At 74.5% G+C, this 12,435-nt stretch carries 10 protein-coding genes and 2 pseudogenes; 5 read left to right on the forward strand and 7 right to left on the reverse strand.

Annotated features, from left to right (window positions below):
* Positions 1-12: 12 nt before the first annotated feature.
* The 5 genes and pseudogenes from K7640_RS07235 to K7640_RS07255 all read right to left on the reverse strand — a co-directional run.
* Positions 13-765 (reverse strand): SDR family NAD(P)-dependent oxidoreductase, encoded by a 753-nt coding sequence (locus tag K7640_RS07235; RefSeq protein WP_222953934.1) that lies wholly within the window; start codon positions 763-765, stop codon positions 13-15.
* Between the two features lie 67 nt (positions 766-832).
* Positions 833-1,477 carry a hypothetical protein gene (locus K7640_RS07240; RefSeq protein WP_222953935.1) on the reverse strand — a complete coding sequence of 215 codons (645 nt, stop codon included), beginning with the start codon at positions 1,475-1,477 and terminating at the stop codon, positions 833-835.
* Positions 1,478-1,540: 63 nt separating this feature from the next.
* Positions 1,541-2,128 (reverse strand): DNA-3-methyladenine glycosylase I, encoded by a 588-nt coding sequence (locus tag K7640_RS07245; protein WP_222953936.1) that lies wholly within the window; start codon positions 2,126-2,128, stop codon positions 1,541-1,543.
* A 76-nt stretch (positions 2,129-2,204) separates the two neighbouring features.
* A complete protein-coding gene (locus tag K7640_RS07250) occupies positions 2,205-2,702 on the reverse strand; it encodes an SRPBCC family protein (protein WP_222953937.1) in 498 nt (165 codons plus the stop codon).
* A 286-nt stretch (positions 2,703-2,988) separates the two neighbouring features.
* Positions 2,989-3,511 (reverse strand): annotated as a pseudogene (locus K7640_RS07255) (DivIVA domain-containing protein); the annotation flags it as partial.
* A 174-nt stretch (positions 3,512-3,685) separates the two neighbouring features.
* On the opposite strand from K7640_RS07255, the gene folP reads away from it, so the two are divergent.
* Positions 3,686-4,555, forward strand: coding sequence for a dihydropteroate synthase (folP, locus tag K7640_RS07260; RefSeq protein ID WP_222953938.1), 870 nt, complete (start codon positions 3,686-3,688; stop codon positions 4,553-4,555).
* A 78-nt stretch (positions 4,556-4,633) separates the two neighbouring features.
* Here folP and K7640_RS07265 read toward each other — a convergent pair whose 3' ends face one another.
* Positions 4,634-5,011 (reverse strand): NADH-quinone oxidoreductase subunit A, encoded by a 378-nt coding sequence (locus tag K7640_RS07265; RefSeq protein ID WP_222953939.1) that lies wholly within the window; start codon positions 5,009-5,011, stop codon positions 4,634-4,636.
* A 132-nt stretch (positions 5,012-5,143) separates the two neighbouring features.
* Between K7640_RS07265 and K7640_RS07270 the strand changes: the two genes are divergently transcribed.
* The 3 genes from K7640_RS07270 (at position 5,144) to K7640_RS07280 (ending at position 9,805) form a co-directional block, all read left to right on the forward strand.
* Positions 5,144-6,592: a hypothetical protein gene (locus K7640_RS07270; protein ID WP_222953940.1), complete on the forward strand. Its 1,449-nt coding sequence runs from the start codon at positions 5,144-5,146 to the stop codon at positions 6,590-6,592.
* Positions 6,593-6,933: 341 nt separating this feature from the next.
* Positions 6,934-8,778: a 2-oxoacid:acceptor oxidoreductase subunit alpha gene (locus K7640_RS07275; protein ID WP_222953941.1), complete on the forward strand. Its 1,845-nt coding sequence runs from the start codon at positions 6,934-6,936 to the stop codon at positions 8,776-8,778.
* On the forward strand, positions 8,771-9,805 hold the full coding sequence (locus K7640_RS07280) for a 2-oxoacid:ferredoxin oxidoreductase subunit beta (protein WP_222953942.1): 1,035 nt from the start codon (positions 8,771-8,773) through the stop codon (positions 9,803-9,805). Before K7640_RS07275 ends, K7640_RS07280 begins: the two co-directional genes overlap by 8 nt.
* A 746-nt stretch (positions 9,806-10,551) precedes the next feature.
* Here K7640_RS07280 and K7640_RS07285 read toward each other — a convergent pair.
* Complete coding sequence (locus tag K7640_RS07285; protein ID WP_222953943.1) at positions 10,552-11,583, reverse strand: TrkA family potassium uptake protein; 1,032 nt, start codon at positions 11,581-11,583, stop codon at positions 10,552-10,554.
* A 157-nt stretch (positions 11,584-11,740) separates the two neighbouring features.
* On the opposite strand from K7640_RS07285, the pseudogene K7640_RS07290 reads away from it, so the two are divergent.
* Positions 11,741-11,978 (forward strand): annotated as a pseudogene (locus K7640_RS07290) (helix-turn-helix domain-containing protein); the annotation flags it as partial.
* Between the last annotated feature and the right edge of the window lie 457 nt (positions 11,979-12,435).

Here is a 12,435-nt window from a genome sequence, read left to right on the forward strand (position 1 = left end):
CAGCGGGCCCGGTCAGCGGGCGACGTAGCCGCCGTCGATGGGGATGGTGTGGCCGGTGATCCAGGCCGCGTCGTCCGAGGCGAGGAAGAGCACCACCCCGGCCACGTCGTCCGGGGTGGGGATGCCGGGCTTCGGGTTGAACGCCTCCATCTGCCGGCGCATCTGCCCCGGGTCGGGGGCGCTGTCGATGAAGTGCTCGACCAGCGGGGTCATCACCACCGTGGGCGCGACCGCGTTGACCCGGATGCCGCGGGCCGCGTACTCGATCGCCGCGGAGCGGGTCAGACCCACGATGCCGGCCTTGGTGAAGGTGTACGGGGAGATGTTCTCCTGGGCGGCCAGCGCGGTGGTCGACGAGGTGTTCACCACCGCGCCCCCGCCGCCGCGCAGCATCGCCGCGATGCCGTATCTGAGCACGTGGAAGACGCCGTCGCCGTTGATCCGGCGGACCCGCTCCCAGTTCGCCACGTCCATCTCGTGCAGCGGCTGCTGCTGCCCGTCGATGCCCGCGTTGTTGAAGATCACGTCGAGCCGGCCGTACCGCTGCATCGCGTCCGCGACGCCCTGCTCCACCGAGGCCGCCTCGCCGGTGTCCACCCCGACCGCCCAGCCGTCCGGCAGCTCGGCCGCGACCTGCTCGGCCCCGTCCCGGTTGATGTCCGCGACCACCACCTTGGCGCCCTCGGCGGCGAACCGGCGGGCCGTGGCGGCACCGAGCCCGGAGGCGCCCCCGGTGACGAACACGACCTTGTCCTGGAACCGCATCGGACCCCCCTCGGCGCGGGCCGGTGGCCGCCGGCCGTCACCCGCACGGTAACCGGGCGCCGGCGGCTCAGTCGTCCTCTTCGGGATCCTGGTTGGCCGCCTCGCCGAGCACGAACGCCTGCATGGCCAGCTCGTCGCCGGCCGGGGAGACGAAGGCCGGCAGCTCGCGCGGGCCCAACTCCTGGACGTACGACCAGAACAGGCCGACCGCCTCGGCCGGGGTGGCCGCCTCGATCGGCAGGTCCAGGCTGACCAGCCAGGACCGGCGGCGCGGCGGCGGACCCAGCCGGTCGGCCAGCCGCCGGAAGGTCACCTCGTCCAGCGCGCTGACCGGGCCGGCCAGCGGCAGGTCGTCGATCGGCACCGGCGCGTCGAAGGCCCGCCGGGTGTACGTCACCACCAGCTCCACCGGGCCCGGCGCGGAATCCGGGTCCTCCGGATCCTCCGGGGCCGCGCGCCCCGCCCCGCCGGCCGGGCCCACCCGGCCCAGGGCCACCAGCCGGGGCGGCTCGTCGGCCAGCACCGCGACCCGGTCGCCGGGCCGGGGCAGGGCCGCCTCGGCCAGGCCGGTCAGCTCCAGCACGTCGTGGTGGACGAGCCGCTCCGCTTCGTACCGGCCGGGGGGCAGCAGCACCGCCCAGGCACCCGCGCCGGTCGGGTCGGCGCCGTCCGGGTCCGTCGTACCGGTGGTCCGGTGGTCGGTGTCGGTCATGCCCGCAATCCCATCACGCCCGGCGGTCGACCCGCCCGGCACGTCGGCCCGACGCCGCCGGGATCACGCCCGGCTCGGCACCGGCGCCGGCACGTGACAGCCGGCCAGGTGGTCGTCGACCATCCCGGTGGCCTGCATCAACGCGTACGCGGTGGTCGGGCCGACGAAGCGGAAACCGCGCTTCTTCAGGGCCTTGGCCAGCGCGGTGGACTCGGGGGTGAGCGCCGGCACCGCCGCGAACGACTCCGGCCGGGCCGGCCGGGCCGGCGGCGCGTACGACCAGAGCAGGGCGGAGAGCCCGCCGGGCAGCTCCAGCGCGGCCCGGGCGTTGGCCACCGCCGCCTCGATCTTGGCCCGGTTGCGGACGATCCCCGCGTCGGCCAGCAGCCGGGCGACGTCCGCCTCGCCGTAGCCAGCCACCGCCTCGATCCGGAACTCGTCGAAGGCCAGCCGGAAGGCCGGCCGCTTGCGCAGGATGGTCAGCCAGGACAGCCCCGACTGGAACGCCTCCAGCGTCAGCCGCTCGTAGAGCGCGTCGTCGCCGTGCAGCGGCCGGCTCCACTCCTCGTCGTGGTAGGCCGCGTAGTCGGGGGTGCTCGCCCCCCACGCGCAGCGCGCCCGCCCGTCCGGGCCGATCACCAGGTCAGTCACGCCCTATACGGTAGGCGGCCCCACCGACAGCCCGGACCGCCCGCAGGTCCTCATCGACGCCGGGGACGCGCCCGGGTCAGGGCAGGCGGCCCTGCTCCACCAGGCGGCCGAACTTCCGCAGCGCCTGGGTCAGGCCGAACTTCGAACCCGGCCAGAGCACCGGCCAGGCCACCCGGCCGGCCGCGCCGCCCGGCAGGTGGAACCACTCGTGCCAGACCACCTGGGTCCGGTCCCGCGCCATCGGGGTGCAGCGCAGCACCCCCGGGCCACGCAGCATCCGGCCGCAGTGCACCACGCCGACCTCGTACGGGGCGTCCACCCGGACCACCCGCATCTCGTCCCGCAGGACGGCGGGCCCGACCGCGGTCACCGCCTCGACCAGGCTGCCCTCGCCGCCGTCCCCCTCGACCACCCGCACGGTGGTGAACGGGATCCAGTCGGACTGCCGCTCCCAGGCGGTCAACGCGGCGAAGACCCGCTCGGCCGGGGCGTCGACGATCACCGTCGCGGTCACCTCGCCGGCCCCGGGCCGGGCGGCCTCGCGCAGGCCGTCCCCGCCCTCCGGGCCGGTCACACCGACTCCGACCGGACCGTCTCGCCGGACCGCCCGGGCGACTCGGGAGCGTCGTCCGGGGCTCCGGACGACTCACCCTCGGCGGGGCCGGCGGCAGCGGTCGCCCCGCTCGGGCCGGTCGCCCTGGTCGGCTCCCCCTCGGCCGGGCCCGTGCCGCTCGCGCCCTCGACCGGGCCCATAGCGCTCGCCCGGTCGGCGTCGGCCCGCTCGGCGGCCGTTCCGGTCGTGGTCGGCCCGGCATCGGTCGGCGCGGTGCTGGCGGGCGCGGTGCTGGCCGGCGCGCCGCCGGTCGCGTCCCTGGTGGTGGGCTCCTCGCTGGTGGCCGGGGCGCCGGTCTCGCCCTCGCCGGTCCCGACGGCGGTCCGGCCGGGGCCGTCCACCGTGCCCAGCTCGATCACGCCCGTGCCGACCGCTTCAGCGGGGGTCGAGTCCGGCTCGGCCGCGCCCGCCTCGGCCGCCTGATCGCGGGCCTGCCGGAGCGCGTCGGCGTCCTCGGTGCGCCCCTCGCGCAGCGCCTTGACCTCGGCCTCCAGCACGTCGATCAGTTCCGACTTGTAGCCGATGTCGTACGCCGCCCGGCGTAGCGCCTGGTCGACCTGGGCCATCCGATAGCCCCGCAGCGCGGTGTCGAAGCGGACCTCGCCGACGTCCGACTCGCGCAGCGGGCGGGTGCCCGGCAGCGGGATCGCGCGCCCATCCGGCTCGACCGGCGCCAAGCCGGGATCGCGGCCGGAGACCAGCACGGTCACCCCGAACACCACCGCCGCCACGGTCAGCGCGACGACCAGAAGGAGCAGAACCTGACCCATGGAGTGAATCGTGGCATGCCGATCGCGCCGGAGCGACCCCCACACCCGCTCCGGTACCGGCTCGTGCCGTCCGGCCACCGGAACCGCCCGGCGGCGCGCGGCGTCGGCGGACCGGTTAGCGTCGGGGGCGCCGGCCGGGTGGCCGCCGGCGGACGGGCAGGCGGGAGGCGGGGCATGGCCGGGGCGCTGCGGCTGGGTGGGCGGACCTTCGCCCCCGGCGAGCTGGTGGTGATGGCGATCGTCAACCGCACCCCGGATTCCTTCTTCGACCGGGGCGCGACGTTCGCCGCGGACAGTGCGCTGCGGGCCGTCGAGCGGGCGGTGACCGAGGGCGCCGACATCATCGACATCGGCGGGGTGAAGGCCGGCCCGGGCGAACAGGTCGACGTGGCCGAGGAGATCGACCGGACCGTGGACACCATCGCCGCCGTCCGGGCCGCCTTCCCCGACGTGGTCATCTCCATCGACACCTGGCGGGCCGAGGTGGCGGTCGAGGCGGTCGCCGCCGGCGCGGACCTGCTCAACGACACCTGGTCCGGGGCCGACCCGGCGCTCGCCCGGGTGGCCGCGCGCACCGGCGCGGGGCTGGTCTGCTCGCACGCCGGCGGGCTGGCGCCGCGGACCCGGCCGCACCGGGCCGCCTTCGACGACGTGGTGGCCGACGTGGTGACCACCGTGACCGGGCTCGCCGAACGCGCGGTCTCGCTCGGCGTACGGCGGGACGGCATCCTGATCGACCCGGCACACGACTTCGGCAAGAACACCCGGCACTCGCTGGAGATCACCCGCCGGCTGGACGAGCTGACCGGCACCGGATGGCCGCTGCTCGTCGCCCTCTCCAACAAGGACTTCATCGGCGAGACGCTGGACCTGCCGGTGGCCGAGCGGCTGGAGGGCACGCTCGCCGCGACGGCGGTCTCGGCGTGGCTGGGCGCCCGGGTGTTCCGCGCCCACCAGGTGGCGCCGACCCGGCGGGTGCTCGACATGGTGGCCTCGATCCGCGGCGACCGGCCGCCGGCGGCCACCCGGCGCGGCCTCGCCTGAGCGCGCCCACACCTGTTGGGCGGGGCCCCTTCCTATCGCGTAGGCGATAACAGGGGCCCCCTCCTAACCCAACCCGGGTCAGCTCCAGCGGAGCACGTTCTTGCGCCACGCGTAGAGGATGCCGAGGGCCAGTACGCCCACGAAGACCGCCATCTCGACCACGGTCACCAGGCCGAAGCCGGGCCGGTCGAAGACCACCGCCCAGGGGAAGAGGAAGACCGCCTCCACCGCGAACAGCACGTAGAAGAAGGCGTACACGTAGTAACGGATCTGCACCTGAGCCCAGTCGCCGCCGACCGGGTCGAGGCCGCATTCGTAGGTCGCCCGCTTGCCGACGGGATCGGCCGGTCGGGCAGGACGTAACAACCGATTGGCCGAGAACGCTATGCCGAAGAAGGCGACGCCGGCGAGCAGCAACAGCCCGAGCGTCAGGTAAGAGCCCAGGTAACCGGTCACGATGAGTCAGCCTACCGCCCCGGAACGCGCAGCGGTCCGAGGCTGTTACGGATTTGTTTCCACGGGGGTACTAGTGCACCAAGGCAACTGTTGCAGACGATGAACATCTTCACCCAGAGTCACGGAGGTCAGATGGCGCGCCACGACGTACGCCGGGTCCGCCGCGCCGGTCGGCGCACCGGATCGGCGCTCGCGGCCGCCCTCGCCGCCGGCGTGCTGGCCGCCGCCGCGCTGGCCGGCCCCGCGACCGCCGGCCCGGTCCACGGCGCGGCCGTCACGGCCACCGGCCCGGGCGTGGTGCTCCCCGAACCGACCGCCGAACCGGGCGACGACCCGACCCCGGAGCCGACGGCCACCACCGACCCGGTGCCGACCAGCGCCCCGCCCACGGTGAGCCCGCCCCCGGCGACCACCCCGCCGGCGCCCACCACCACCGCCCCGGCGCCGACCACCACCGCCCCCGCACCGGCCCGACCGTCGCCGTCCACCACCTCGCCGACCGCGAAGGCCCCGGTGCCCCCGCCCCCGCCGCCCCCGCCGCCGGCCGCGCCGCCCGCCGGCCCGCCGCCGCCGGCGCAACCGCCGCGCGGCGAGCTGGGGGTCCGGGTGACCACCGAGGACCTGGTGCTGGCCGACACGTACTGGAACGCCCGCAGCACGCCGGCCACCCTGCTGGTCACCGTGGCCAACACCGGCACGGTCACCGAGCAGGTCCGGCTCGGCTACACGCTGCCGCCGGGACTGGCCGACGCCGGCACCCCCGGCTGCGCCCCGGTGGGCACCCGCGGCTACCGCTGCGGGGAGTGGACGGCCGCGCCCGGCGCGCGATTCAGCGCCCAGGTCCGGGTACGGGTCGACGGCGACGCCTGGCGCCGGATGCCGCTCAGCGGCTCGGTCCGGGTCAACGCCTACTCCCCCTCGGCGAGCGGCACGGCCGCCGACGACGAGGGCTTCGCGGTGCTCTTCCCGCCCGGCCCGCCGGTGCCCGGCATCTCGCTGCACGCCGACCCGCTCGCCTTCGACATCACCGGCGCACCGAGCCCGCTCGCCGTCCGGCTGGGCAACACCGGCCAGGTCGACGCCCGGGGTCGGGTCGAGCTGGCCCTGCCCGCCGGGGTGAGCGTGCCGGACCTGCCGGCCGGCTGCACGGCGCAGCCGGACGGGCGTACCGGGTGTGACGTCGGGGTGGTGGCCGCCGGCCGCAGCGCCGAGCTGCGGTTCGTCGTGGCCGCGACCACGGCGGCGCAGCGGCAGAGCCCGCTGGCCGGCGCGGTCTCCGGCCTGCTCGACCCGCGCAACGGGCCGTCCCGGAAGATGCAGATGAGTTTCCGGATCACCGCCGCGGCGGCGCTGACCACGCCGCCGGTCGCCACCGTCGCGCCGACCGGCTCGCAGGGCGTGCTGGCCGCGGCCGGGCAGCGTGGCGGCGACGGGGGTGGCCTGTCGGTACGGCACACCGCCGTCCTGCTGGTCACCGTCTCCGGCCTGCTGGTGATCCTCGCCCTCGGGCTGGCCACCTCGTCGCTGCGCCGGCGGTTCGCCGACCCACCGGCCGCGCCGGCCCCGGGTTCCACCGACTGACCGGGGGCGCGCCACCCGACCGTGATCTCGATTACGGCGGGTGGCCGCAAACGTCGTGAATTGGCATATTCCATCGTGCGATCCTGTCCCATTCGTCGGGCCTCCGGCGGAGTCGACCCACCCATCCGACGTAGGCTCTGAGTGAGAAACCAAGCGGGCCGGGCCAGCCATCCGTGGGCCGGGCGCAGCGGCGCGTCAGGGAGGTCACGTGGCCGGGCACGGCGGGGTCACCATCATGTTCAGCCGCCTCCGCGAAGGCGCTGGACGAAACGAGGTGCAGGCGTGAGCGCCAGGAGTGAGCCGGTCTTGCGAGCCCCGCAGTCGCGAACGAAGGTGGCACAGTGACCAAGCAGATCCGTCAACTGGACCGGGTGGTCATCCGGTTCGCCGGCGACTCCGGCGACGGCATGCAGTTGACCGGCGACCGGTTCACCTCCGAGACCGCGCAGCTGGGCAACGACATCTCCACGTTGCCGAACTTCCCCGCGGAGATCCGCGCCCCCGCCGGGACCCTGCCCGGCGTGTCCAGCTTCCAGGTGCACTTCGCCGACTACGACATCCTCACCCCCGGCGACGCGCCCAACGTGCTGGTGGCGATGAACCCGGCCGCGCTCAAGGCCAACCTGGCCGACCTGCCGCGCGGCGCGGACATCATCGTCAACACCGACGAGTTCACCCGGCGCAACCTGGCCAAGGTGGGATACGCGAGCAGCCCGCTGGACGACGACTCGCTCGCCGGCTACGTGGTGCACCCGGTGGCCCTGACCTCGATGACGGTCGGGGCGCTGGCCGAGCAGGAGGTGTCCAAGAAGGACGCCGAGCGGGCCAAGAACATGTTCGCCCTCGGCCTGCTCTCCTGGATGTACTCCCGGCCGTACGAGTCCACCCTCCGGTTCCTGGAGCGTAAGTTCGCCGCCCGGCCCGAGCTGGTGGCCGCGAACGTGGCCGCCTTCAAGGCGGGCTGGAACTTCGGCGAGACCACCGAGGACTTCGCCGTCCGGTACGAGGTCAAGCCGGCCAAGATGCAGTCGGGCACCTACCGGAACATCACCGGCAACGCCGCCCTGTCGCTGGGCCTGGTCGCCGCCGGGGTCCGCTCCGGGCTGCCGGTCTTCCTCGGGGCCTACCCGATCACCCCGGCGTCGGACATCCTGCACGAGCTGAGCAAGCACAAGAAGTTCGGCGTGATCACGATGCAGGCCGAGGACGAGATCGCCGCGGTGGGCGCCGCCCTCGGCGCCTCGTACGGCGGTTCGCTCGGGGTCACCACCACCAGCGGTCCGGGCGTGGCGCTCAAGAGCGAGACCATCTCGCTCGCCGTGGCGCTGGAGCTGCCGCTGGTCATCGTGGACGTGCAGCGGGCCGGGCCGTCCACCGGCATGCCCACCAAGACCGAGCAGGCCGACCTGAACCTGGCCCTGTACGGCCGGCACGGCGAGGCGCCGGTCGCGGTGATCGCGCCGAAGTCGCCTTCGGACTGCTTCCACGCGGCCATCGAGGCGGCCCGGATCGCGCTGACCTACCGCACCCCGGTGATCCTGCTGTCGGACAACTACATCGCCAGCGGCTCCGAGCCGTGGCTGCTGCCCGACGTGGCGTCCCTGCCCGACCTGCGGGTCGAGTTCGCCAGCGAGCCCAACGGCTCCGACGGCACCTTCCTGCCCTACCTGCGCGACCCGGAGACCCTGGCCCGGCCGTGGGCCGTCCCCGGCACGCCCGGCCTGGAGCACCGGATCGGGGGCCTGGAAAAGGCCGACAAGACCGGCGACATCTCGTACGACCCGGCGAACCACGACTTCATGGTGCGCACCCGGGCGGCCCGGATCGAGACCATCCCGGTGCCGGACATCGAGGTGGAGGACCCGGACGGCGACGCCCGGCTGCTGGTGCTCGGCTGGGGCTCCACGTACGGGCCGATCGGGGCCGCCTGCCGGGGGCTGCGCCAGCGCGGGCTCTCCGTCGCCCAGGCGCACCTGCGCCACCTGGCCCCGATGCCGGCCAACCTCGGCGAGGTGCTGCGCTCCTACGACCGGGTAGTCATCCCCGAGATGAACCTCGGCCAGCTCGCCCACGTGATCCGGGCGCGGTACCTGGTCGACGCGATCGGCTACAACCAGGTCCGCGGCCTGCCGTTCACCGCCGCCGAGCTGGAGACGATGCTGGAAGAGGTCCTGAAGAATGTCTGAGCCCGTCGCCCTCAAGCTCACCGCCAAGGACTTCAAGTCCGACCAGGAGGTGCGCTGGTGCCCCGGCTGCGGCGACTACGCGATCCTGGCCGCCGTCCAGCAGTTCATGCCCGAGCTGAACATCCCGCGGGAGAACATCGTCTTCGTCTCCGGGATCGGCTGCTCGTCGCGCTTCCCGTACTACATGAACACGTATGGGATGCACTCGATCCACGGCCGCGCGCCGGCGATCGCCACCGGCCTGTCGGTGTCCCGGCCGGATCTGTCGGTCTGGGTGGTCACCGGTGACGGCGACGCGCTGTCGATCGGCGGCAACCACCTGATCCACGCGCTGCGCCGCAACGTCAACCTGAAGATCCTGCTCTTCAACAACCGCATCTACGGCCTGACCAAGGGGCAGTACTCGCCCACCTCCGAGGTCGGAAAGATCACCAAGTCGACCCCGGTCGGCTCGGCGGACGCCCCGTTCAACCCGCTCTCGCTGGCGCTGGGCGCGGAGGCGACCTTCGTCGGCCGCACCATCGACTCGGACCGCAAGCACCTCCAGTCGGTGCTGCGGGCCGCCGCCGAGCACCAGGGCTCGGCGTTCGTGGAGATCTACCAGAACTGCAACATCTTCAACGACGGCGCGTTCGAGACGCTGAAGGAGCCGGCCACCCGGGACGACTTCCTGATCCGGCTGGAGCACGGGCAGCCCATCACCTTCGGTAAGGACGGCCAGTTCTGCGTCGTCCACCCGCCGGGCGGCTTCGGGCTGGAGGTCCGGGAGACGGCGGCCACCCCGGCGGAGGAGATCGTGGTGCACGACGCCACGGTCAACGACCCGGCGTACGCCTTCGCGCTGTCCCGGCTGCCCGGGCTGGACCTGCGCAACACCCCGATCGGGGTGTTCCGCAACGTCGACCGCCCGTCCTACGACGGCGTGGTGCAGGAGCAGGTGGCCACCGCGAAGGCCAAGGTCAGCGACACCCCCGAGCAGCAACTCGCCGCCCTGCTCGCCACCGGCGACACCTGGACCATCAACTGACCCGACCGCCGCCCGACCCGACACGACGTCGCGGTCGGGCGGCGCGGGTGCGCCCGGTCGGCGCGGGTGCGTGGTCGGCGGGGTCGGAGCGGGTGCGCCCGGTCACCGTGGATGCGCGGTCGGCGCGGATGCGCGGTCGGCGCGAGTGCGCAGTCAGCGTGAGTGCGCAGTCAGCGCGGGTGCGCGGTCGGCCTGAGTGCGCCGTCGGCGTGAGTGCGCGGGTGCCGGTCAGCGCGGGTGCGCAGTCAGCGCGGACGCGCGGTCACCGTGAGTGCACCGTCGGTCGTGGGGTGTGCCCCTCGGCCGCCTACCAACTTGATGTCGTGAACGAATCACCGCAGCGGGCAAAACGGGCAATCATGTCGCGCTGGACGGCCGTTTGATTCGTTTACGACATCAAGTTGGTAGGCGCCCACCGGACCCACCGCCGCCGGCCGGCAGCTCCCGCTCGAATGAGCGGCACATAGCCGCCGCTCGGTGCCACCATCGCCGGCCGGCCGGTGCGGACAGCAGCGCCGGGGACTCATCCGACCCGCGGACGGCCCGAGATGCCGCAACCCGCCCCCACCCGACGCGCGGACGGCCCCGGATGCCGCAACCCGCCCGAGCCCAGGCCCGGATGGCCCGACATGCCGCAGCCCGGCCTGACCGGAGGCCCGGGACGGCCCGACATGCGGCATCTCGCCCGAGCCCGAGGCACAGACGCGCAGGACGTCAGACGCGCAGGACGTCAGACGCGCAGGACGTCAGGCGCGGGGGGACGAGGTGGGGGCGGTGGACGCCGTGGGGCGGTCGTCGCGGACGTGGACCAGCATGTCGCCGGTCTCGACGACCGCGCCGGCCCGGTCCGCCAGGGTGACCACCTTGCCCCGCCGGACCAGCGCGATCACCAGCGACTCCAGTTCGCGGGGGGACTTGCCCACCTCGTGCCGTTCGGCCGAGCGCATCGCCAGCGCCATGCCCTGCCCGGGCGTGAGCAGGTCCTCCACCACGTCGATCAGGGGCGGCGCGGAGGTGGAGAGGCCGAGCAGCCGGCCCGCGGTGGCCGAGGAGACGATCACGTGGTGCGCGCCGCTCTGCCGCAGCAGCGGGGCGTTCTCCGCCTCGCGGACCGCCGCGATGATCCGGACCTGGCCGGCGGTGAGCTGCCGGACGGTCAGCGCCACCAGCACCGACGCGTCGTCGCTGTCGGTCGCGATGATCACCGCCTTGGCGGTGCGGACGTGCGCCTCCTCCAGCACCGTGGAGCGGGTCGCCGAGCCCTCGATCGCCACCAGTCCGGCCGAGGTCGCCTGCCGCAGCGCCGCGCCGTTGCGCTCCACCACCACGATCCGGGACTTGTCCAGGCCGTTCTCCAGCAGGGCGGTGACCGCGCTGCGGCCCTTGGTGCCGTAGCCGCAGATGATGACGTGGTCCTTCACGGTTCTCCTCCACCGCGACAGGCGACGGCCGGTCCGGTACTGCTCGGTCAGCACTTCCAGGGTGGTGCCGACCAGGATGATCAGGAAGATCACCCGGGCGGGCGTGATCAGCAGGACGTTCGTCAGCCGAGCCGACTGGGACGCCGGGGTGATGTCGCCGTACCCGGTGGTGGAGAGCGACACCACCGCGTAGTAGAAGCAGTCCAGTAGGGTCAGGCCGTCCTCGTTGACGTCGCGGTAGCCGTCCCGGCCGATCCAGACCGCGCCGACCACGAGGAACACCAGGCCCAGGGCGGCGAGCAGGCGCAGACTCAGCGCGCTCAGCGGCCCCCGCCGTTGCGCGGGAAAATGGATCACCCTCGGGTCCCATCCGCCGCCGTCACCTGCACGAGCACAACATAGCCGGTGCCGGGGAATCCGCACGGCGGGGTCGCCGACCGGGGGCCGACACGGCCGCCCGCCGCAGGGCATGATGGGAAGGTCCGCGAGGTCGAGGCGCGAGAGCGAGGTCCGCATGTCGTTGCTGCGACGGGTGATCGGCGGGGTGCTGCGGCGGATCCGGCTGCGGCAGCGCCGCACGCTGCGCGAGGTGGCCGAGGCCGCGGGCGTCTCCCTGCCCTACCTCTCCGAGGTCGAACGCGGCCGCAAGGAGGCCTCCTCCGAGGTGCTCGCCGCGATCTGCCGTGCCCTCGGGATCAGCCTCTCCGACCTGCTCGAGGAGGCCCGCAACGACCTGCGCCGGGTGGAGCCGCGCATCCCGGCCGCGCCCCGGTCCGGCGCGGCACACTCCCAGCCCTGGGTCGGCGCGGCCCGCCCCCAGCCCCGGGCCGGCGGCCGGCCGACCGTCGGCGCGACGTCCCCGGCCGGCCGCCGGCCGGACGCGATGCCGGCCGGGCACCAGCCGGTCGTCGGCGTGCCGATCGGCTTCCAGGCCGGGACGCTCCGGCCACACCCCACCCGCCCGGCCGCCGGCCCGCCGGTCGGCTTCCAGGCCGGGACGCCCCGGCCGCACCCCACCCGCTCGGTCGGGCACCAGCCGGTCGCCGGCCCGCCGGTCGGCTTCCAGGCCGCGACGCCCCGGCCGCACTCCACCCGCCCGGCCGGGCGGGCGCCGCAGGTGGGCGCCGTGCTGCCGCACGTGGTGGCCGCGCTGCCCCGCCTCGGGGACCCGCTCGGTGCCCCGCCGGCGGTGCGGCTCGGCTCGCCGGT

Origin of the sequence: Micromonospora sp. PLK6-60 (assembly GCF_019890675.1) — a bacterium.
In the GTDB taxonomy this organism is placed as follows: Bacteria; Actinomycetota; Actinomycetes; order Mycobacteriales; family Micromonosporaceae; genus Micromonospora.